24 protein-coding genes are annotated in these 19944 nt (G+C 41.2%); 15 read left to right on the top strand and 9 right to left on the bottom strand.

Features of this window, described 5'->3' with window-relative positions; all coding sequences use genetic code 11:
• Nucleotides 1-17: 17 nt before the first annotated feature.
• The gene (locus E0H77_RS03575; protein ID WP_131375072.1) at nt 18-488 is read left to right on the top strand and encodes a DUF6231 family protein; all 471 of its coding nucleotides are present in this window, start codon (nt 18-20) and stop codon (nt 486-488) included.
• 46 nt (nt 489-534) lie between these two features.
• Here the strand turns inward: E0H77_RS03575 and E0H77_RS03570 are convergent, their stop codons facing one another.
• The 5 genes from E0H77_RS03570 to E0H77_RS03550 all read right to left on the bottom strand — a co-directional run bounded on the left by E0H77_RS03570 (nt 535) and on the right by E0H77_RS03550 (nt 3297).
• Nucleotides 535-1335, bottom strand: a complete 801-nt coding sequence (locus E0H77_RS03570; protein ID WP_131375070.1) for a thiazole synthase — start codon at nt 1333-1335, stop codon at nt 535-537.
• Between the two features lie 12 nt (nt 1336-1347).
• Complete coding sequence (gene thiS / locus E0H77_RS03565; protein WP_131375068.1) at nt 1348-1545, bottom strand: sulfur carrier protein ThiS; 198 nt, start codon at nt 1543-1545, stop codon at nt 1348-1350.
• A gap of 7 nt (nt 1546-1552) precedes the next feature.
• Complete coding sequence (locus tag E0H77_RS03560; protein WP_131375066.1) at nt 1553-1918, bottom strand: DUF423 domain-containing protein; 366 nt, start codon at nt 1916-1918, stop codon at nt 1553-1555.
• Nucleotides 1919-2053: 135 nt separating this feature from the next.
• Complete coding sequence (gene rpoH, locus E0H77_RS03555; RefSeq protein ID WP_131375064.1) at nt 2054-2923, bottom strand: RNA polymerase sigma factor RpoH; 870 nt, start codon at nt 2921-2923, stop codon at nt 2054-2056.
• Nucleotides 2924-3063: 140 nt separating this feature from the next.
• Entirely contained in the window at nt 3064-3297 is a 234-nt protein-coding gene (locus E0H77_RS03550; RefSeq protein ID WP_131375053.1) for a sulfurtransferase TusA family protein, read from the bottom strand.
• A gap of 351 nt (nt 3298-3648) precedes the next feature.
• Here E0H77_RS03550 and E0H77_RS03545 point away from each other — a divergent pair, with 351 nt between their 5' ends.
• A complete protein-coding gene (locus E0H77_RS03545; protein WP_004751565.1) occupies nt 3649-3861 on the top strand; it encodes a cold-shock protein in 213 nt (70 codons plus the stop codon).
• A gap of 101 nt (nt 3862-3962) precedes the next feature.
• Entirely contained in the window at nt 3963-5114 is a 1152-nt protein-coding gene (rhlB, locus tag E0H77_RS03540; RefSeq protein WP_131313301.1) for an ATP-dependent RNA helicase RhlB, read from the top strand.
• A 52-nt stretch (nt 5115-5166) separates the two neighbouring features.
• Here the strand turns inward: rhlB and E0H77_RS03535 are convergent, their stop codons facing one another.
• Nucleotides 5167-5544 (bottom strand): hypothetical protein, encoded by a 378-nt coding sequence (locus E0H77_RS03535; protein ID WP_131375051.1) that lies wholly within the window; start codon nt 5542-5544, stop codon nt 5167-5169.
• Between the two features lie 207 nt (nt 5545-5751).
• Between E0H77_RS03535 and E0H77_RS03530 the strand changes: the two genes are divergently transcribed.
• The 11 genes from E0H77_RS03530 (at nt 5752) to E0H77_RS03480 (ending at nt 16882) form a co-directional block, all read left to right on the top strand.
• Nucleotides 5752-6333 (top strand): nitroreductase family protein, encoded by a 582-nt coding sequence (locus E0H77_RS03530; protein ID WP_131375049.1) that lies wholly within the window; start codon nt 5752-5754, stop codon nt 6331-6333.
• 18 nt (nt 6334-6351) lie between these two features.
• The gene (locus E0H77_RS03525) at nt 6352-7425 is read left to right on the top strand and encodes an NAD(P)H-dependent glycerol-3-phosphate dehydrogenase (RefSeq protein WP_131375047.1); all 1074 of its coding nucleotides are present in this window, start codon (nt 6352-6354) and stop codon (nt 7423-7425) included.
• A gap of 59 nt (nt 7426-7484) precedes the next feature.
• Nucleotides 7485-7940, top strand: coding sequence for a SixA phosphatase family protein (locus E0H77_RS03520; protein WP_131313297.1), 456 nt, complete (start codon nt 7485-7487; stop codon nt 7938-7940).
• A gap of 181 nt (nt 7941-8121) precedes the next feature.
• The gene (locus E0H77_RS03515) at nt 8122-9126 is read left to right on the top strand and encodes a quinone-dependent dihydroorotate dehydrogenase (RefSeq protein ID WP_131375045.1); all 1005 of its coding nucleotides are present in this window, start codon (nt 8122-8124) and stop codon (nt 9124-9126) included.
• Between the two features lie 4 nt (nt 9127-9130).
• On the top strand, nt 9131-9724 hold the full coding sequence (locus tag E0H77_RS03510; RefSeq protein WP_131375043.1) for a CvpA family protein: 594 nt from the start codon (nt 9131-9133) through the stop codon (nt 9722-9724).
• A gap of 24 nt (nt 9725-9748) precedes the next feature.
• Entirely contained in the window at nt 9749-11290 is a 1542-nt protein-coding gene (gene purF, locus E0H77_RS03505; protein WP_131375041.1) for an amidophosphoribosyltransferase, read from the top strand.
• Nucleotides 11291-11383: 93 nt separating this feature from the next.
• Nucleotides 11384-13267: a M48 family metalloprotease gene (locus E0H77_RS03500; protein ID WP_131375491.1), complete on the top strand. Its 1884-nt coding sequence runs from the start codon at nt 11384-11386 to the stop codon at nt 13265-13267.
• Nucleotides 13268-13339: 72 nt separating this feature from the next.
• On the top strand, nt 13340-14032 hold the full coding sequence (locus E0H77_RS03495) for a hypothetical protein (RefSeq protein ID WP_131375039.1): 693 nt from the start codon (nt 13340-13342) through the stop codon (nt 14030-14032).
• Nucleotides 14033-14041: 9 nt separating this feature from the next.
• On the top strand, nt 14042-15010 hold the full coding sequence (locus E0H77_RS03490; RefSeq protein ID WP_131375037.1) for a 2-hydroxyacid dehydrogenase: 969 nt from the start codon (nt 14042-14044) through the stop codon (nt 15008-15010).
• Between the two features lie 15 nt (nt 15011-15025).
• Nucleotides 15026-16483 (top strand): M48 family metalloprotease, encoded by a 1458-nt coding sequence (locus E0H77_RS03485; RefSeq protein ID WP_131375034.1) that lies wholly within the window; start codon nt 15026-15028, stop codon nt 16481-16483.
• Between the two features lie 15 nt (nt 16484-16498).
• Nucleotides 16499-16882 carry a hypothetical protein gene (locus E0H77_RS03480; RefSeq protein WP_131375032.1) on the top strand — a complete coding sequence of 128 codons (384 nt, stop codon included), beginning with the start codon at nt 16499-16501 and terminating at the stop codon, nt 16880-16882.
• A 513-nt stretch (nt 16883-17395) separates the two neighbouring features.
• Here the strand turns inward: E0H77_RS03480 and E0H77_RS03475 are convergent.
• Both E0H77_RS03475 and rpsU read right to left on the bottom strand, forming a co-directional pair.
• Nucleotides 17396-17842, bottom strand: a complete 447-nt coding sequence (locus tag E0H77_RS03475) for a GatB/YqeY domain-containing protein (RefSeq protein ID WP_004751594.1) — start codon at nt 17840-17842, stop codon at nt 17396-17398.
• 39 nt (nt 17843-17881) lie between these two features.
• The gene (gene rpsU / locus E0H77_RS03470; protein WP_001136722.1) at nt 17882-18097 is read right to left on the bottom strand and encodes a 30S ribosomal protein S21; all 216 of its coding nucleotides are present in this window, start codon (nt 18095-18097) and stop codon (nt 17882-17884) included.
• A 146-nt stretch (nt 18098-18243) separates the two neighbouring features.
• On the opposite strand from rpsU, the gene tsaD reads away from it, so the two are divergent.
• Nucleotides 18244-19257, top strand: a complete 1014-nt coding sequence (tsaD, locus tag E0H77_RS03465) for a tRNA (adenosine(37)-N6)-threonylcarbamoyltransferase complex transferase subunit TsaD (protein ID WP_131375030.1) — start codon at nt 18244-18246, stop codon at nt 19255-19257.
• Nucleotides 19258-19302: 45 nt separating this feature from the next.
• On the opposite strand, the gene E0H77_RS03460 is transcribed toward tsaD, so the two are convergent.
• A complete protein-coding gene (locus E0H77_RS03460; RefSeq protein WP_131375028.1) occupies nt 19303-19923 on the bottom strand; it encodes a glutathione S-transferase family protein in 621 nt (206 codons plus the stop codon).
• Between the last annotated feature and the right edge of the window lie 21 nt (nt 19924-19944).

The following is a 19944-nucleotide window of genomic DNA, read 5'->3' as shown; positions in this document are numbered from 1 at the left end:
AGATAAAGGTGCAGTTTATGGCTGAACAAAATGTCATCACTTCAATGCTAGACGATTTATGTCAGGAGCAGCCGATTGAAACTGCATTATGTATTGGACAGGATCTTTGCCAACACGGCTTACAACACTCAATTGACTGGCAATATTTTAACGTATCTGATTTTTTAAGTCTGCCATTTACTCGCCGCTACGATTTAGGTTTTATTTTGCTGGATACACCAGAAATGCAAAATTTAGGCGAACCTGAAAAGTCACAGCTTTTGGTCAAGTTGCGTGACCTCATGGCAAAGCGCTTGGTGGTTGTGTGTCAAAGCCAAGATGTCAAACTGATGCGTGCTTTAGGCTTAACCCAAATGCTTGATAAAGCTCAGCAGCAGGGGAATGTTAGCTTATGGCAATTTAATATTTTGACTTACAAGCATGTTCCTGACTGGTTCAACTCTAAGTTTTGGGCGAACCCAGAAAACTGGGACAAATTCCGTTGGTAATAAAAAAAGCCAAGTTGAACTTGGCTTTTTTCATGCACCGATTTAGTTATTTAAAGAAATAACCTGTTTCGGGTGAGCTTGCATTTGCCATGCGTTTGCATGGCATGCGTCCAGCCAAGAACGCTTCACGACCTGCTTCAACTGCTTTTTTCATGGCAGATGCCATTAAAATCGGGTGTTGTGCATTGGCAATCGCAGTGTTCATGAGCACGCCATCGCAGCCCAATTCCATTGCAATCGCTGCATCGCTGGCAGTACCTACACCTGCATCGACCAATACTGGAACTTTGGCATTTTCTTTAATAATTGAAATGGTATGTGGGTTTAGAATCCCTAAACCTGAACCAATCAAACTGCCTAGTGGCATAATCGCGACACAGCCCATGCTTTCAAGTTCTTGCGCTACAATTGGGTCATCTGAAGTGTAAACCATGATTTCAAAGCCATCATCGATCAAAGTGCGTGCGGCTTTTAATGTTTCCATGATATTTGGGTATAAGGTTTTCTCATCGCCCAACACTTCAAGTTTAACCAAGTTGTGTCCGTCGAGCAGTTCACGTGCCAGCATACAGGTTCTGACTGCACTATTTGCATCGAAACAACCTGCGGTATTCGGCAAAATCGTGTATTTCTCAGGTGGAATCACAGAAAGCAAATTCGGTTGGTCTGGATGTTGACCGATATTCACACGACGAATCGCAACCGTGACAATTTCTGCACCACTGGCTTGAATTGCCAAATCGGTTTCATGAAGATCTTTATACTTTCCTGTGCCAACCAATAAACGTGACTGAAAAGTACGTGAACCAATAATTAAAGGAGAATCCTTAAATTGAGCATCTTGCATAATTATGTCCTATTAACCACCACCAACGGCATGAATAATTTCAATATGGTCTTGTGCTTGAATTTGGGTTTGCTCTAATTTTGATTTCGGCACAATCATTTCATTGAGTTCAACTGCAAAGCGTTTATTCTCTAAAGTGAGAGATTGAACCAATGCTAGTAGATTTTCACAGGACGTTTCAGTTGCAACGCCATTTAAAAAGATTTGCATGCTGTCCTCATTTTGCAAATTTCATGGCATTCCATGCCAAGACTGACCATCCAATAATCATGAAGGTTCCACCAATTGGAGTAATTGCCCCTAAAATACGTGGCAGACCTAAACCCATGACATATAACGAACCACAGAAGAATATAATCCCTATCTGGATGCACACAAAGCTCAGTTTGATCGGAAACTGCGGCGACACTTTTGCCAAAATAGCCAGTGCCAGCAAACCTAGAGCATGATAGAAAAAATAATCCGTTGCAGTATGCCACCAAGAGAGTTGGTCAATGGTTGCTCGAGCTTTTAAGCCATGTGCACCAAAAGCACCGAGTAGAACTGCGATCGCAAGATTCAATGCAGAGATTGCAAGCCACATTGTGCTATTCCGTCATGATTTTGCGCTATACCATAACATAGATTTTTAGGTGGGTTACGATTATTTGTCCAAAACTCAGGCAATAAAAAAGGCTGATGAATCAGCCTGATTAATAAGGTTTTTACTTTAAAAAAGCTAGTTTGATGACATGGCAACTTTGATTTTTTCCATGGCGTTTTTTTCAAGCTGACGAATACGTTCTGCGGATACGTTATATTCAGCAGCTAGCTCATGTAAAGTTGATTTATCATCATCCAGCCAGCGACGCTGTAAAATATTACGAGAACGGTCATCCAGCTGATTCATGGCATCATGTAGTGCGGATGTGCTTTGCTCTTCGTAGTCTTCATTTTCAACCAAACGCGCAGGGTCGTAACGACTATCTTCCAGATACAAAGCAGGCGCAATGTGAGTTGAACCTTCGTCGTCGTCATCATTTTGCGTTTCAAAAGCCGCGTCATAAGCGGTTAAACGACCTTCCATTTCTAGCACTTGCTCTGGTGTGACATTTAAGTCATCAGCAATTGCTTGAGCTTCTTTAAGGGTTAGTTTTTTGCTGGATTTTTTTAAGCTACGTAAATTAAAGAATAATTTACGTTGCGCTTTGGTGGTCGCAATTTTCACAATGCGCCAGTTCCGAATCACATATTCGTGAATTTCAGCCTTGATCCAGTGCACTGCAAAAGACACCAAGCGCACACCCATATTCGGATCAAAACGTTTTACAGCTTTCATTAAACCAAGGTTACCTTCTTGAATCAGGTCGCCTTGCGGTAAACCATAGCCTGCATAAGTACGTGCAATATGGACTACAAAACGCAAATGCGACATCACTAGCATTTTTGCTGCATCAAGATCTTGGTCATAATAGTAGCGTTCTGCCAACTCTTTTTCTTGTTCGGCAGTCAAAATAGGAATCTGATTGACAGTACTGATGTATGCACCCAAGTTTACACCTGGTGCAGACAATGACAGGGGCATCAATTGATTGCTGCTGTCAGTCATGAAAACTCCTTATAAGGATATCTAGTAAAGACCAATGTGTTCATCTTAATCTGCTTTACGCGCACAATTAAGGTAGAAAGGGTAGAAAAATGTAAATTTTTATGCCAGTGTTTTTCATTTTTTACACAAATTATTCATTATTATTCAATAATGTAATGTAATTCGTGTTCTGAAACCTTGATCATCTGGCATTGTCGCTTCTGTAATTGGCAATAGCGTAAAATATCAATTTCACTATTGGGGTCAGAGGCTTTTAAGCAGAATTTTTGTTGAGCTGGTGCAGACTTTATTGCGCGTTTCAACATCAATAATGGCATAGGGCATGGTTTTCCTATCGCATCAATTTCAATGAAAGTAGCATTAGGATCGGTCATAAAACTGGATTCTAAACTCAATAAAGCCCTAAATAGTAACAAAAAGCTTAAGCCTAAAAAAGACCAAATGCACTGGAAAAAACAATCTAAATGTAAGAAAAAAAATGAAGTGACAAAATACGATATTTATGAAAAATTTTTGTATCAATTCTAGTAAAGGCATGCTAATCTCAGGGCTGGATGTAGGGTGCTTTTTGCTAAGAAACCTATGACAATGTGGATATAACCGGATTTTGTTAATAGTTTTACAGAATGATCACAAGCTTAAAAATAATAACTATTTTTAAACCTTGTCGCTCTACTGTTTGCAACACCGGGTGATCCTTTTTTTTAATCACAGAGGATTAACTAATGACAGTACGTGAACAAGGCGTAGTTAAATGGTTCAACGACACTAAAGGTTTCGGCTTTATTCAACGTAGCAGCGGCGATGACGTATTCGTTCACTTCCGCGCAATCATGGGTGACGGTCATCGTTCTTTACGTGACGGTCAACGCGTTGAATTCAGCGTTGTACAAGGTCAAAAAGGTTTTCAAGCAGAAGAAGTTCAGCCATTAGACTGATTTTTCTTTAGGCTTGGCCGAAGAAAACGCTCCATAACATTTGGGGCGTTTTTTGTTTATAATAAACACCTATTTTACGCGTATAACGGATTAACAGGTTTATGTCATCTGGTTTCGAAACCTTAAATTTACATCCTCAGTTAAAACAGGCGATTGATGCGTTGGGCTTTACCAGCATGACGCCTATTCAAGAAAAGGTTTTAAAGTTTACGCTTGCAGGTCACGATGCGATTGGTCGAGCGCAAACGGGGACAGGAAAAACGGCAGCATTCTTAATCAGTATTATTAATGACTTGTTGCACAATCCAATTCAGGAGCAGCGTTACCGTGGTGAACCACGTGCACTGATTCTAGCGCCAACGCGTGAGCTGGCATTGCAAATTGAGCAAGATGCCAAAGATTTAATCAAATTTACTACACTCAATGTAGTGACTTTGCTAGGCGGCGTTGATTTTGATAAACAAAAGAAACAGCTTGATGCAGGGTTTGTCGATATTTTGGTGGCAACACCAGGACGTTTAATTGACTTTACAGAGCAAAAAGAAGTCTGGTTAGATCAGGTTGAGTTTTTGGTGATCGATGAAGCTGACCGCCTGCTCGATATGGGCTTTATTCCTGCTGTCAAACGTATTGTGCGCTATTCACCACGCAAAGAGCAGCGTCAAACTTTGATGTTCTCTGCAACATTTAGTTATGATGTGTTGAATTTGGCGCGCCAATGGTTATTTGATCCTGTAACCGTTGAAATTGAACCAGAAAAGAAAACCAATGCTGACGTTGAGCAACGTGTTTACGTCGTTTCAAATCAGGATAAATATCGTTTGTTGCAGGAAGTTTTGCAGCATGAGCCGATTGAAAAAGTCATGATTTTCGCCAATCGTCGTGATCAGGTGCGCCGTTTATATGATCATCTGAAAAAAGATGGGTATAAAGTGGTGATGCTTTCAGGTGAAATCGCACAGGATAAACGCCTGAAAATGCTCGACCAATTTAAAAATGGACAGCATAACATCATGATTGCGACGGATGTTGCAGGGCGTGGGATTCATGTTGATGGCGTATCACATGTTGTGAATTTTACGCTACCAGAACAGTCTGACGATTATGTGCATCGTATTGGGCGTACAGGTCGGGCGGGTGCTCAAGGTGTGAGTATCAGTTTCTTGTCGGAAGATGATGCATTTTATTTATCGGATATTGAAAAAGCGATTGGGCAAAAATTACCATTGACTCGTATGGATGGTTATTGCTAGTTTTGCTTAATCTATAAAAAAAGGATCACCGATGTGATCCTTTTTTTATGTTTTATTTGGCTTGGCAATAGAATGTCAAGGTGGTTTGATAGTCATCATCACGTTGTAGGTTTGAGCTATGTCCTAAAATACCACCTAATATTTCGGCGGCAGTAGCCACACTTTGCCCTGTTTGTTCATCGGTTACATTCTTGAAAAGACCATGGTAACTGGTGTTTTCACTGCGAATAATTGCAGTTTGTTGAGAGCAGGTTTTCTTGGCAGCAATAATGGCATTATTTTTTGCAATCACCGCGGTCTTTCCTAAGCCAGTCACTTCAAACTCATTATTTTCTTTTTGCAGTGCAAGCGTTGCAGGTGGATTGGAGTTACATGCACTGAAGAATGTACTCAATCCGATATAAGCGGCAACACGTAAATAAAGTTTCATGCGTGACCTCAAAAAACTGATATGTTGGTATATTGAGCAACAATAGGGTGAAACAATAGTGATAATCTGTATAAAAAATGCAGATTCTGCTGCTATTTTGCAGATAGCTTTAACACTTAGTTTTTTCTTGCAGCAAAACTAGAGTTCATTTTTTAGAGTGTGTTAATCTAAATCGCATTGTTTAGATTAAAAAAGATTGCAGTATTTATGGCAAATACAATAGTAAAAGTGGTTCATGATAACATTCAACAACGTCAATCTGTTGGGCATCTGGTTGAGCCTGCTCCAAATAAACAGCAGCTTGATTTGGCATTTACTGCAGCATTGACTGCACCTGATCATCATCGTTTAAAGCCAACTCGTTTTGTGGTGATTGAAAATAACCAAAGGGCAGCATTTGGTGAATTACTGGCACAAGCGATGCAGCAGGATTTTCCTGAAACTGACCCAGTACAAATTGAGCGTGTCAAAAATCATCCTTTTCGTGCGCCGATACTGGTATTGGCACTGACTCAGATTGTTGAGCATCCTAAAGTACCTGAATATGAACAAATTTTAAGTTCTGGTGCGGCAGTTGAGAATTTTCTATTGTCTTTGCAAAGTCAAGGTTTCGCCGCGATGTGGCGTACAGGCGCAGTGGTTGAATCTGTGACGTTAAAAGCTGCACTTGGTTTACAAGCACATGATTTAATTTCAGGTATTATTTATGTTGGCACTGCCGATAAAAATTTGCCTACTCGTGCTACAGTCGATTTGGCAGCTTATGTTAGTTATTGGTCAGCCCCTTAAAAAAATAGAGAAAATACAATGTCTGAAGTGAAATTTACCGATTTGGTGGAAGCTGTACCCGTGGATAAGAAAACAGCTTTACGCGTTACTGTGCTGGGTGGTGGTAGTTTTGGAACAGCAATGGCAAATCTTGCAGCTCGCAATGGCTGTGATACCATGCTTTGGATTCGTGATGCCAATATCGCTCAGGAAATTAACCAGACGCATATCAATAAACGCTATTTACCTGATTTTGAACTTGAACATAGTTTACAAATTACGGCAGATTTAGAACATGCAGCACGTGATCGTGATTTGATTTTGGTGACGATTCCAAGTCATTCTTTCCGAAGTGTGATTCAGCAAATTAAGCCATTTATTAGCGCTCAGGCGATCATTTCATTGACCAAAGGGATTGAGGCGAATACCTTTAGTTTTATGAGTGAAATTATCCGTGAAGAGTTGCCTGAAGTACCTTATGGCGTATTATCGGGTCCAAACTTGGCGAAAGAAATTATGGCGGGAATGCCTGCAGGTACTGTGATTGCCAGCCATTCAGAACAAGTGCGTTATGCAGTGCAGCAAGCTTTGCATAGTGCATTATTTCGCGTCTTTGCCAGTGATGATGTGCATGGCGTAGAGTTGGGCGGTGCATTAAAAAATATTTATGCAGTTGCAATGGGAATGGCTGCTGCTCATGGAATCGGTGAAAATACTCGTAGTATGATTTTAACTCGCGCATTGGCAGAAATGAGTCGTTTTGCCGTAAAATTAGGCGCAAACCCTTTAACATTCTTGGGTTTGTCAGGTGTAGGGGATTTATTTGCCACTTGTAATAGCCCACTCAGCCGTAACTATCAGGTGGGTTTTGCATTGGGTCAAGGTAAAACCTTGCAACAAGCGACAGAAGAACTTGGGCAAACTGCCGAAGGGATTAACACCATTGTGCAGGTGCGTACTCGAGCCAAAGAACTGGATGTCTATATGCCGATTACCAATGCCTTGTATGATGTGATTTTTGAACAGGCACCACCATTATCGATTGCTTTGTCGCTGATGAAAAATGGACATCGTAGTGATGTTGAATTTGTTCTGCCACACCAGCACGTGTAAAGCAATCTTCATATTGTTGAGTTATAAACAATTCTAATTGCACTTTATCAGGAAATTTTATGCAATTAACTTTGGTTCGTCATGGTGAAGCTGCTCCGCCTATTCATGGTAACGATATTAAACGTCCACTAACCAAACGTGGGCATTTGCAAGCTGAGCAAACCGCAGAATTTTTGCGCCATAAAGTTCAGCCAGATTTATTTGTGGTAAGCCCATTGTTGCGGGCACAGGAAACTCTGGCACATATTCAGTATTATTTTTCCAATGTACCTGTCATGTTATGTGACCACATTAAACCTGATGATGATCCAGATTTGGCAGTCGACTGGTTGTCAAAGCTCCCTTATGAGTCAATTGTTGTGGTGTGTCACATGAATGTGGTGGCCTATATTGCTGAGCGTCTGACTCAATTGGCATTTCAGCCATTTGCACTGGCAGAGGCAAGAATTTATGAGCAGGCAGTGATCGCAGAAGGCTTATCAACGCAAAAGGCGAGTTTTATTCCGCTTGCCTAAGATAAAATTGTCATTGAATTGTTCGCTGTCGTAGAGCAATTCAATGATTTTTCAGGAATTAGTGATGAAAATCACAACACCTTAGTTACGAATATTATAAATAAAGCGTTGTGAAGCATGGTGTTTTTGCGTATGCATGCCTATAATAAGGCGGTTTTCAAACTACCCACTCGATGATTTTATGATGTATTCACTGGCTCGCCCTTTGTTGTTTTCGTTAGCACCAGAGCGTGCGCATGAACTTACATTATCATGGCTGAAAACTGCGCATAAAATGGGGCTAGTAAACTCTAAATTTATCGCAAAACCTGTCACTTGTATGGGAATTGAATTTCCAAATCCAGTTGGATTGGCGGCAGGTCTAGACAAAAATGGCGACTATATTGATGCACTCGCTGCACTAGGTTTTGGTTTTATCGAAATTGGAACCATCACGCCACGTCCACAAGTGGGCAATCCACAACCCCGATTATTTCGTCTTCCACAAGCCAAAGCAATTATTAACCGTATGGGATTTAATAACGACGGTGTGGATAAACTTGTAGAAAATGTCAAGGCTGCACAATATAAAGGGGTTTTAGGAATCAATATTGGTAAAAATGCCGATACTCCTGTCGAAAAAGCAGCTGATGATTATTTAATCTGTTTAGAGAAAGTTTATAACTATGCGTCTTATGTAACAGTGAATATTTCTTCACCGAATACAAAAAATTTGCGTAGCTTGCAAAGTGGAGAAGCATTGACGCATTTGCTTAAAACTTTGAAAAATCGTCAGGCTGAACTGGCTGAACAATATGGGCATTATGTGCCTTTAGTTTTGAAAGTCGCGCCTGATTTAAGCACAGATGATATTGCATTTATTGCTAAACAACTCTTGGCATACAAAATCGATGGTTTGATTGTGACCAATACGACACTGTCGCGTGAAGGGGTGGAAAATCTACCATTTGGCGATGAGGCTGGTGGTTTGTCTGGTGCGCCTGTGTTTGAAAAAAGTACAGCCTGTTTAAAAACTTTTGCTGCTGTGTTAAAAAATCAGATTCCCCTCATTGGTGTGGGGGGAATTTTGACAGGTGAACAAGCACATGCTAAGCAACAGGTGGGTGCAAGTTTAGTTCAAATCTACAGTGGTCTGATTTATACAGGTCCAGACTTGGTGCAAGATTGTATTCGTGCTATGACGTAAATTTATGAATACCATAGACATTATTGTCCTTGCAATCTTGGTGTTTAGCTGCATTAACGGATTGCGACGAGGATTGTTAAGTGCTTTAGCGAGTTTGCTGGGCTGGATTTTTGCGCTGATTGTGGCAACCTGTTTGGCGAGTACGTTTGCACCGTTCATGTCTGTGTTTAGCCATAATGTTATGGTGCAAAAGGTTGCTGCGTTTGCCTGTGTGGCATTGGCTGTGATTGTAGTTACATGGCTGCTAACTTCTCTATTAAGTAGTGTTTTGAAAACACTGAAACTTGATCCATTAAACCGTCTTGCAGGTGCACTATTTGGTACACTCAAGAGTTTATTTATTGTCCTGATTGTGATGCAAAGCCTTGCGCCATGGTTGCATACTGCACAATCATGGAAACATTCCTTATTTGTCCAGGCATTATTGCCATACGCACCTCTTGCAACAGAGTTTTCTAAAAATGTTGCTAGTGATGCCATAAAACATATGAATCATCAGGATCAGGCTGAGGTTGCAACTTCAGATGATTCTTCTTCTGAGCAAGGAACTCCTGTACGGAGCAGCTCAGAACATTTGACTAAAAACCCTTTTAATTAATCCAAGCTTGTCTGCGAGGTTGCTATGTGTGGAGTTGTTGGGATTGCTGGGCATGCGCCAGTTAACCAATTGTTGTTTGATGCTTTAACGATGTTACAGCATCGTGGACAAGATGCAGCAGGTATTGTCACTTGTCACAATGGGCGTTTATTTTTGCGTAAAGACAACGGTTTGGTGCGTGATGTATTTCACACTCGCCATATGCGTGCTTTACAAGGTAACTATGGTATTGGGCATGTACGTTACCCAACCGCAGGTTCATCAAGCAGTGCAGAAGCGCAGCCATTTTATGTAAACTCGCCTTACGGGATTACCTTGGCACATAATGGTAATCTGACCAATGCGGATGATATTCGTCAAGATCTGTTCGAAACTGATCTACGACATATGAATACGGATTCGGATTCGGAAGTATTGCTGAATGTGTTTGCGCATGAATTGCAAAAACTCAGAACTTTACATCCAACACCAGAAGATATTTTCTATGCCGTACATCGTGTACATCAGCGTTGCCGCGGTGCGTATGGTGTCGTTGCAATGGTGACTGGACAAGGTTTGGTGGGCTTCCGTGATCCAAATGGTATTCGTCCATTAATTTATGGTTCACGTGTGACCGAGTCGGGCAAGATTGAATATATCATCGCTTCTGAATCGGTTGCGATTACTGCACTTGGCTTTAAGGTTGAGCGTGATATTGCACCAGGCGAAGCTGTTTATATCAATGCGGATGGTGAATTGTTCACTAAGCAATGTGCAACAGATCCAAAATACTTCCCATGTATTTTTGAGTATGTGTATTTTGCTCGCCCAGACGCGACGATTGATGGTATTTCTGTGTATAAAGCTCGCCTTAAAATGGGTGAAAAACTGGCAAACCGCATTTTGAAAGAATGGGGCGAAGATCACGATATTGATGTGGTCATTCCAATTCCAGATACCAGCCGTACTTCTGCGCTTGAACTTGCAAATATCTTGGGCATTAAATTCCGCGAAGGGTTTATGAAAAACCGTTACGTGGGACGCACCTTTATTATGCCAGGTCAGCAACAACGCAAAAAATCAGTACGCCAAAAACTCAACCCAGTTGAGCTTGAATTTAAAGGTAAAAATGTTCTGTTGGTCGATGACTCAATCGTCCGTGGTACAACCTGTAATGAAATTATTCAGATGGCACGTGATTCAGGTGCAAAAAATGTCTATTTTGCATCGGCTGCACCTATGGTGAAATATCCAAACGTGTACGGTATTGATATGCCAGCCAAGACTGAACTGATTGCATCGGATCGTACTGTTGAAGAAATTCGTGAAATTATTGGTGCTGACCGCTTAATTTTCCAAGACTTGGAAGATTTAAAGGATGCAATTCGTATTCCAAAAGTGCCAGAAGTTAGCGAGTTTGACTGTTCAGTATTTGATGGTGTTTATGTCACTGGCGATATTGATCAAGCATATCTAGACAATTTGCAACGTAGCCGTAGCGACCTTGCAAAAAAGAAAAAAGATGGTTATATCGATGTGAATATTGATGCAGCCTCTGTAGATTTAACAGGGATTCGTGAAGAATAATCCTGTTAACTCATCATAGTGAAAAAGCGGGATTTCCCCGCTTTTTTATTTTATGATGAATAGGCAGGTATGCATTGAGGCAGTTATTTGGCAATGGAAACACTTTCTTCAGGACATCAGAAAAGCTTATTTTGGTCGACGACTATTTGTTCGTTGGCGATTGTACTGACCTTGGTGGTGCTTAATTTATCTTTTGGTCTGGTCATGCATTATATTGACCCGACACAGTCGGTGTTTTGGTATAACCTGAGCCCGATTGTACTACTGGTCATTTTGGCAATCATGCTCGGTTCGGTGCTGTACGAAGTTTATGTGTTTCGTGAAGGTGGGCACTCGTTGGCAAAACAGTTACGTGCGCGCTTTTTAAATCCCATGGAAAGCACACCTGAAGAAACGATTGCAATTAAAATTACCCAGCAATTTGCCAAACAATATCGGTTGCGTGTTCCTGCTGTATATGTATTGCCAGATGAAGTCGGTGTAAATGCACTTACGGCAGGAGTACACCCTGACGATACCGTGATTGTGATTACATGGGGAGCATTGCAAAACCTAGATGAAATTGAGTTATATGGTCTGTTTAGCTACGCATTTAACCAGATTTTGACGGGTGAAACTTATCAAAACACTCGCCTGAAAATCATGTTTAGTAGCTTAACGACTTTTAGTCAGTTGGGGAGCAAGGTGGCGCGGTATGGTTTTAAACCGTATCATGCAAAACGTCAAAATAAATTTGAAACCATTTTAGTCGCTTTGGGTGGCATCATCTGGCTCATGGGTAGCTTAGGGTTGTTGATTTCTCGTTTAATTAAATTTATTACGTTAATCGGGCGGACATTCAAAAATGATGTTTATACAACACAATTGATTGCCAATGATGCCAATATTCAGACGCTATTACGGATTTATGTGCATCACGCAGGTTCTCAAATTCATAGTGCTTATTCGGAATCGATAGCACATATGTGTTTTGCCAACTCACTGAGTAGTCAGAGCTGGTTGAATATTCATCCGAGCATTGAGCGACGCATTTACGAGTTAAACCCTAATTTACTTGAAGATTTACGTCTGGAAAATTTGAAAAAACTTAAAACCCAGCCGTTATTTAGTTTGTTTCATCCTTTTGGTGATGAAGGGCATGAAGTTGCATTTACATGGTCTGCACCTCAACCGTTGCCTTTGCTACGGTTGTCGCCAATTAGTTTTACCCTTAAAGATGCGATTAAGCCATTAAATCCAGAAATACGTGCAAAAATGTCACGTCCTGAACAAATTGATCGCGCTTTGCAAACTGCATCAGGTTCAAGGGAGGTTCTTGTGGCGATTTTAATGATTCGCCAGTATCGTGAATTTATTCCTAAACATGCCGAAGTGAGTCGTGCCATTGTTGATGCTTTATTGAGTATTGATGGGCGGCAGCATGTACAGGTTTTCTATTTGGCTTGTCAAAATATTCAGCGTATGCCATTGAGTTCATCACGGCAGTTTTTAACCAAACTGGCATTAATTGCGCAGGCGGATGGTGAAATTGGTTTGCTGGATGCCTTGCTGATTGAGCGAGTGAAGTATCAACTCAACTTGCTCCCGACCCATATGCCAACCGCATTTAATGATGTATTGCCTGAAGTGATGCGTTTGATGGATGCGCTCTTGCATGTACAGCAACTTAACGCCAGTAATCAGCTAGAAATACGTGAAAATCTGATCAAAAGACTGATCAAACCGGAAGATTGGGCGCATTATCAGGATTTATCCGATGAGCCGATTGATCTAGGCGAGATTCTGCAAGACATTTCAGGGTTGCTGCTGCGTGATCGCTTGCGTATTTTAAGTATTGCTGAGGAATATTTGTGGAATGATCGAGTGATTACCCAAGATGAACTGGATGTTCTACAGTTGCTTTATTGGCGTTTAGGTTTTGAAACCGATGAAATCGTGGATCAAGTCATGAAGAAAAACAGTATCATGATCGTGTAGCAAATCGGCAAATACCATTCGGTTTCACAGCGAAATAATCTACACTATGCTAACTTTAGAAAAGATGATGAGATGATGATAGAGCAACAGCGCCAACAACTCGCCATGATGGGAATTGATCTGTGGATTCCTCGGCATGCTGCTGTGCGTTCTATCTCAACTGCAACGATATTATGGCGTGATGCGGATATCGGACAACCGAGTCGGACATTAACAGTACCGAAATTACTTGAGCTTGAGCCTGAGGTTGTACTAAAAAAAGAAATAAAACAAGAAACGGTGATCAAGCCCGATGATCAGCATGTTAGTTTAAATATAAAAGCTGTAGAAACACCATTAAACTTACAGGAAACAGCACACGCTGCTGCGGTCACTAAGATAGATCTAGAACCGCTAGAAATAGAGCAGCAAGCCTTTCAGTTACAGGTTTTATTTACTGAACAATTTGTTTTGCTCGTCGATCAGCAGCAGCTCACAGCCCAGACATTACCTTTATGGCGCAATATTCAGCAGGCATTACATTTACAGGATGCAAGTTTGCAGTGGCCGTTTCCATTGGCTAATTTGCAAGAGCCAAGTGGTTTACAAGATTATTTACAAGGTTTTTTGGATGTTGTGGCAGCCGAAAAAAGCATTTTTTGTTTGGGGGAGCTGCCTGTATCATTTAAGCTTTCTTGCCAAACTGTAGCAAGCTTGCAGGATATGTTACAGCAGCCATTGTTAAAACAACAATTATGGAAATTGATTCAACACTTAAGACTCTAGGATTGCTTTATGCTAAAAAAAGTGCTGGTTTTTAGTCAAATCGCCCCAGAAATTCTCACTCGACTCCAAGAAAATTATGCTGTGGTGCAGATTAATCCCAAACAAGGCGATGTCAATGAACAGATTCGCCAGCATGTGGTTGATGCTGATGGCATGATTGGTGCAGGACGAATTTTGAATGAAGCAAACCTTGCACCAGCACAGCGTCTGAAAGTCATTTCGAGTGTCAGTGTCGGTTACGATAATTACGATGTAAATTATTTAAATCAGAAAAAAATCTGGCTAGGACATACGCCACATGTGCTGACTGAAACGACCGCAGATTTGGCATTTACTTTGCTCATGAGTGCCGCACGCCGTGTGCCTGAACTGGATCGCTGGACAAAACAAGGGCAATGGCAACGCACTGTTGGCGCAGCACAATTTGGACAGGATATCTTTGGTAAAACTTTGGGCATCATAGGGCTAGGACATATTGGTGCAGCCATTGCTCGGCGTGGTTTTTATGGTTTTAACATGAATATTCTTTATCATAACCGCCGTGAAAAAATCGAAGTTTCTCAATCTTTTAATGCACAATATTGTAATCTGGCAGAGTTACTAAAACGCTCGGACTTTGTGGTGGTGGCGGTAGATTTAAATGCAGATTCAAAAGCATTGATCGGGCAGGCTGAACTAGATTTAATGCAGTCACATGCGGTATTGGTTAATATTTCCCGTGGTTCAGTGCTTGATGAAACTGCTTTGATTGAAACTCTAAAAGCTAAAAAAATCTTTGCAGCGGGCCTAGATGTCTATTGCAAAGAACCTTTACAACAGTCGGAGTTGTTTAATCTCGACAATGTGGTCACTTTACCGCATTTGGGTTCAGCTACCGCAGCCACACGATTAAAAATGGCAGAACTTGCCTATCGAAACCTGATAGATGCACTTGAAGATCGAACACCGCGTTATTTGGTGAATCCAAACTTTGTCTGAGCCTGAAAGGTGAATATGACTAAAACCCTGATGCAGCGACTGATTTGTTTGGCATGTGCTATTTCAATGCCTGTTTATGCTGAGGATTTTGCATCTCATTATAACCCTGAATCGCTCGATGTCCCTAGTGTTGGAGGCATGAGTGTCGGAATTATTGATCAGCAAAATGAGAAAATTTTAGGGGAAAAAGTTTATCGAGAAATTCATTCGCATCTCGATGTCATTCAAAATCCTTGGCTACAAGATCAGCTAGATGCTATTTTTCGCAATATTGTTAGTCAAACCAATTTGGGTGCGCCGATTGGCTTGTTGATTATTAAAGACAAACAAGTCAATGCTTTTGCTGTGCCAGGTGGTGTATTTGCAATCAATACAGGTTTAATTGCATTGGCAAAAAATCGCGATGAAGTTGCGAGTGTGATGGGACATGAAGTCGCGCACGTCACGCAGCGTCACTATAGCCGATCGCAAGAAGCGTTTAAGGGGCAGGGTTTGTTGGCACTTGCAGGAATTTTGGTTGGTGCAGCAATTGCTACACAGTCTAATAGTGGTGCAGGTTCTGCGGTGATGCTTGGAACACAGGCGGCATTGGCCAGTCAACAGTTGAGTTATAGTCGTGATCAGGAGCGAGAAGCGGATCGTATTGGCATGCAATATATGGTGGCAGCAGGCTATAACCCAAATGCGATGGCAGATTTTTTTGAACGGATGCAGCGCTCTTCGGTGCAATTGAGTTTTATGCCTGAGTTTTGGATGACGCATCCACTCACCTCTGCACGTATGAGTGAAGCGCGATTGCGAGCAAAGCAATTTCCAAATGTAAAATCCAATATTAGCGATCCAGATTATGAGTTAATGAAATGGTATGCTGCGGTGTTGTCAAATGATGTGACTGAGTTGCAACTTAAAACCTTGCAAGCACAGCATAATCAGGCCGCTACTTTGGCACTCACCGCATTTTATCTGCAACAAGGCGATGCTGACCAAGCTCAAGTAGCCCTTAATACAGCACAAATACAAATACGTAAAAATATATTGGCAGTGCTGTTGCAAACCGATATTTTTTTGGCACAGCACCAGTTTGATCAGGCTTATCAAACCATTGTGTCACAGCAGAAAATCATGCCTGAAAATCGTGCCTTGACTTATAAGTTGGCTGAGGTGTTGATCCGAAAAAAACAGCCTGCTGCTGTATTTAATTTGGTCAATAAAATTTTAAAGGATAACCCGCATGATGTGCAGGGCTGGGATTTGATGCAGCGTGCGGCGGTGATTGATCAAGCTTCGCCTGTTCAGACAATACAGGTGTTACGCTACCGCGCCGAGATGGAATTTTGGTCAGGTTTGGAAGAAGAGGGCATCAAATCATTGCTACATGCCCAGCGTTTAGCCAAAGATAATTTATCTTTGTCTGCTACAATTGAGCATCGCTTAAAACAAATGCAGGCAGAGCGATTATTTACTTTAGAATAAATTTTGAGAATTTCTATGAAAAAACTAATTTGTGTGCTGGCTTTAGGTTTATGTAGTGTATCGAGCTTTGCTTCGGAATCCGCTTTAAAAGCGCATAGCCAGCAAGAACTAGAACAAAAACTAGAGCAGTCCACTCAAAAGCATGATGCTGAAATGCAGGCATTTTTAAATTCTATTGATCCCAAAGCAACTCAATTTACCGCACAGCAATCTCAGAATTTTTGCAAGATTACCCAAGGTCTAATTAACGATATGTATGCGGTACTTGATCAGAATCGTGAGTTGTTGGTAGAGGAAGATCGTAAAGTGACGAAGCAAGAGTTTATTACTCAGGCAGTTTATGAAGCACCAGATTATCAGAGCTTACAGAAAATGGGTGTGAAGTGTAATTTAAAATGAGCCTATGACTGCGCAGCATCAACATTTGATCTGCTGTGCGGTATTTATTAAAAAATCTTTTATGACTCAAAATGATTGATCAACAATCAAAATATATAAATAAAAATTATTTAATTGAGCATTTTATGAAAAAGTTAATCGTAGTTGTAGTTTTGGGGTTATCTAGTGTGCCGAGTTTTGCAAGATAAGGCTTGTTGAAAATACATAATGTAGCGGAAATGAATCTCGAAAAGGCTGATTTTTCAAATCAATATATGCAAAGAAAAATGCGTTGTTAAAGCTTATAAGATCTGAAAGCATCTATGTCACAGGATACCTAGATAGATTTGAATCATGTCTGTAAGTTAGAATAGGGAATTATTGAGGCAGGAAATTTCGAGCATTTATGCATCTAATCATATAGTAATGCAAAAAATGAATTGTGTTTTATATAAGAACTTGATTGCACAGTATAATTTAAATGCTGTGCAATGAATATTTGATGATCTGTCTTTTTACTTGGGTCTTTAGGTCTTAAGCAAGTTGTGCTTTAACTTTTGCAGATGCAAGTGCAGGATCAGCACGCCCGGCTATGAGCGGACGTAGAGAGTTCATCACCTTACCCATATCTTTCATGCTAGTAGCTTCTTGCGCAGTAATAGTCTGTGCAATGATGGAATCAAGCTCTTCCTCAGTCATAGCTTCTGGTAGAAATTGAGATAAAACTTCAATTTCGGCTTGTTCCTTACTAGCTAAATCTTCTCGGCCAGCGCCTTCAAAGGCTTTAACCGATTCTTTACGTTGTTTTATTTGCTTTTCAATGACCGCAAGAACCTGAGTATCGTCAAGCTCTATGCGCTCATCGACTTCGATTTGCTTGATTGCTGCCTGTAGACTACGAATTACCGTTAACTTGTCCATTTCTTTAGCACGCATTGCGGCTTTCAAAACATCAGTTATTTGGTTTTTTAAAGTAGTCATTTATTTTGTCCAGGTGAGTCAATCAATCACAAATTAATCTTAGTAAAGGCGAGTAGTACGTACTGATTCGCGAGCCAATTTCTTTTGGTAGCGTTTAACAGCAGCAGCTTTTTTACGTTTACGTTCTTGAGTTGGTTTTTCGTAAAATTCACGTTTACGAACGTCAGCTAAAACACCCGCTTTTTCGCATGAACGCTTGAAACGACGGATAGCTACGTCTACTGGTTCGCCTTCTTTCAATTTAACTTGTGGCATGAAGAATCCTCATTAAGTTATGGATAAGATCTAGGCTGAATTGCCTTCGATCACAAGTGAAGGTCAGTATTTTACTCATTTACATCTCATATCACAAGTCTATAATAGCGATGGCTGTAATTTGGATAGTGAAAATAGGCATTTAAATGATCGTTTTAGGCTTGGAAACATCTTGTGACGAAACTGGACTGGCACTTTACGACAGTGAGCAGGGGCTTTTAGGTCAAGTACTATACAGTCAAATTAAGCTACATGCCGAATATGGTGGTGTGGTGCCTGAGTTGGCATCGCGTGATCATGTGCGTAAATTAATTCCATTACTCAATGAGTTGTTACAGCAAAGCGGTATCAAGAAAAGCCAGATTGATGCCATCGCCTACACCCGAGGCCCTGGTTTGATGGGGGCGCTCATGACAGGCGCACTGTTTGGTCGTACTTTAGCTTTTGCATTAAACAAGCCAGCGATCGGAGTGCATCATATGGAAGGACATATGTTGGCACCGCTACTTTCCAAAAACCCACCAGAGTTTCCATTTGTCGCTTTGTTGGTGTCTGGCGGACATACGCAGTTGATGGCCGCTTATGGCATTGGTCAGTATGAATTACTAGGCGAGTCGATTGATGATGCGGCAGGTGAAGCCTTCGATAAAGTGGCGAAAATGATGGGCTTACCTTATCCAGGTGGGCCAAATATTGCCAAGTTGGCATTGAGTGGTAGCCACGAAGCCTTTGAATTCCCACGTCCGATGTTGCATCAAGGTCTGGATTTTTCATTTAGTGGTTTAAAAACTGCGGTGTCAGTACAAATGAAAAAACTGGGTGATGAGAACCGCGATGCGGATATTGCAGCGTCATTCCAAGAAGCGATTGTCGATACTTTAGTGAAAAAATCAGTCAAAGCTTTAAAGCAGACAGGTTTAAAGCGCTTAGTCATTGCTGGTGGGGTGAGTGCCAATCTGCGGTTACGTGAAAGTCTGGAACAAAAACTCGCCAAAATTAAAGCACAGGTCTACTATGCTGAGCCTGCACTCTGTACAGACAATGGTGCAATGATTGCATTTGCTGGATACCAGCGTTTGAAGTCAGGTGCATGTGATGGTTTATCTGTGACTACAACACCACGCTGGCCAATGACTGAGTTAACCGCACCAGAAGCATAAATCTGTGAGTAAGAAAAAGCCTGTAGAAACAGGCTTTTTTATGCATTAAAAATCTTCTTGTTTGCCTTGCTGAGACCACTCTTGTACAGCAGAGTGTTGCAAAATACGCTGCATCCATTGCTGAGTAGTTTCAGAAAATTTGAGACTGTAGCTTTTTGCACGTAGCGCAACGGGGGCAAAAAATGCATCGACAGCACCAAAGTCTTTACCTGCCAACCATATACCGCCAAATTGGGTCAAACCTTGTTGCAATAGTTCATCCAGACGCTGAATGTCGTGATCGAGTGCAGGTGTATGTTCAATCTCAATCCCTGTTAATGCACAGTTCATTGGACAGCGTGAACGCAATTCCATAAAACCCGAGTGCATTTCTGCCATTGCACAGCGTGCCCATGCGCGCGCTACTTTATCTTGCGGCAAGAGTTTTGGATATTGTTCAGCAACATATTCAATAATTGCCAATGAATCCCAGACCACTTGCTCGCCATCAATTAAACAAGGCACTTTACCAGATGGGGAAAATGCCTTGAATTTTTGGTAGCTGCTACTGCCCAAATTTAATGGGCTAAGCTGTTCTTGGAAAGGAATGTCAAGTGCACGCAGGCTGAGCCATGCACGCAGTGACCAAGATGAGTAATTTTTATTGCCAATCCATAAGGTATACATGAAATGAATATCCTGTTTTGG

This window comes from Acinetobacter brisouioides (genome assembly GCF_004331075.1).
Lineage (GTDB): Bacteria > Pseudomonadota > Gammaproteobacteria > Pseudomonadales > Moraxellaceae > Acinetobacter.
The sequence above is the reverse complement of the archived record's forward strand: the minus strand, read 5'-3'. Positions and strand labels throughout refer to the sequence as shown.

Excerpts from the sequence above, each read along its gene's own strand:
- E0H77_RS03525 (WP_131375047.1), top strand. The coding sequence starts at position 6,352 with ATGTCTGAAGTGAAATTTACCGATTTGGTGGAAGCTGTACCCGTGGAT.
- E0H77_RS03500 (WP_131375491.1), top strand. The coding sequence starts at position 11,384 with ATGGAAACACTTTCTTCAGGACATCAGAAAAGCTTATTTTGGTCGACG.
- E0H77_RS03550 (WP_131375053.1), bottom strand. The coding sequence starts at position 3,297 with ATGACCGATCCTAATGCTACTTTCATTGAAATTGATGCGATAGGAAAA.
- E0H77_RS03520 (WP_131313297.1), top strand. The coding sequence starts at position 7,485 with ATGCAATTAACTTTGGTTCGTCATGGTGAAGCTGCTCCGCCTATTCAT.
- tsaD (WP_131375030.1), top strand. The coding sequence starts at position 18,244 with ATGATCGTTTTAGGCTTGGAAACATCTTGTGACGAAACTGGACTGGCA.
- E0H77_RS03575 (WP_131375072.1), top strand. The coding sequence starts at position 18 with ATGGCTGAACAAAATGTCATCACTTCAATGCTAGACGATTTATGTCAG.
- E0H77_RS03480 (WP_131375032.1), top strand. The coding sequence starts at position 16,499 with ATGAAAAAACTAATTTGTGTGCTGGCTTTAGGTTTATGTAGTGTATCG.
- E0H77_RS03560 (WP_131375066.1), bottom strand. The coding sequence starts at position 1,918 with ATGTGGCTTGCAATCTCTGCATTGAATCTTGCGATCGCAGTTCTACTC.
- E0H77_RS03475 (WP_004751594.1), bottom strand. The coding sequence starts at position 17,842 with ATGACTACTTTAAAAAACCAAATAACTGATGTTTTGAAAGCCGCAATG.
- E0H77_RS03535 (WP_131375051.1), bottom strand. The coding sequence starts at position 5,544 with ATGAAACTTTATTTACGTGTTGCCGCTTATATCGGATTGAGTACATTC.
- E0H77_RS03460 (WP_131375028.1), bottom strand. The coding sequence starts at position 19,923 with ATGTATACCTTATGGATTGGCAATAAAAATTACTCATCTTGGTCACTG.
- E0H77_RS03515 (WP_131375045.1), top strand. The coding sequence starts at position 8,122 with ATGATGTATTCACTGGCTCGCCCTTTGTTGTTTTCGTTAGCACCAGAG.
- E0H77_RS03495 (WP_131375039.1), top strand. The coding sequence starts at position 13,340 with ATGATGATAGAGCAACAGCGCCAACAACTCGCCATGATGGGAATTGAT.
- rhlB (WP_131313301.1), top strand. The coding sequence starts at position 3,963 with ATGTCATCTGGTTTCGAAACCTTAAATTTACATCCTCAGTTAAAACAG.
- E0H77_RS03510 (WP_131375043.1), top strand. The coding sequence starts at position 9,131 with ATGAATACCATAGACATTATTGTCCTTGCAATCTTGGTGTTTAGCTGC.
- E0H77_RS03530 (WP_131375049.1), top strand. The coding sequence starts at position 5,752 with ATGGCAAATACAATAGTAAAAGTGGTTCATGATAACATTCAACAACGT.
- E0H77_RS03545 (WP_004751565.1), top strand. The coding sequence starts at position 3,649 with ATGACAGTACGTGAACAAGGCGTAGTTAAATGGTTCAACGACACTAAA.
- purF (WP_131375041.1), top strand. The coding sequence starts at position 9,749 with ATGTGTGGAGTTGTTGGGATTGCTGGGCATGCGCCAGTTAACCAATTG.
- rpoH (WP_131375064.1), bottom strand. The coding sequence starts at position 2,923 with ATGACTGACAGCAGCAATCAATTGATGCCCCTGTCATTGTCTGCACCA.
- E0H77_RS03485 (WP_131375034.1), top strand. The coding sequence starts at position 15,026 with ATGACTAAAACCCTGATGCAGCGACTGATTTGTTTGGCATGTGCTATT.
- thiS (WP_131375068.1), bottom strand. The coding sequence starts at position 1,545 with ATGCAAATCTTTTTAAATGGCGTTGCAACTGAAACGTCCTGTGAAAAT.
- rpsU (WP_001136722.1), bottom strand. The coding sequence starts at position 18,097 with ATGCCACAAGTTAAATTGAAAGAAGGCGAACCAGTAGACGTAGCTATC.
- E0H77_RS03570 (WP_131375070.1), bottom strand. The coding sequence starts at position 1,335 with ATGCAAGATGCTCAATTTAAGGATTCTCCTTTAATTATTGGTTCACGT.
- E0H77_RS03490 (WP_131375037.1), top strand. The coding sequence starts at position 14,042 with ATGCTAAAAAAAGTGCTGGTTTTTAGTCAAATCGCCCCAGAAATTCTC.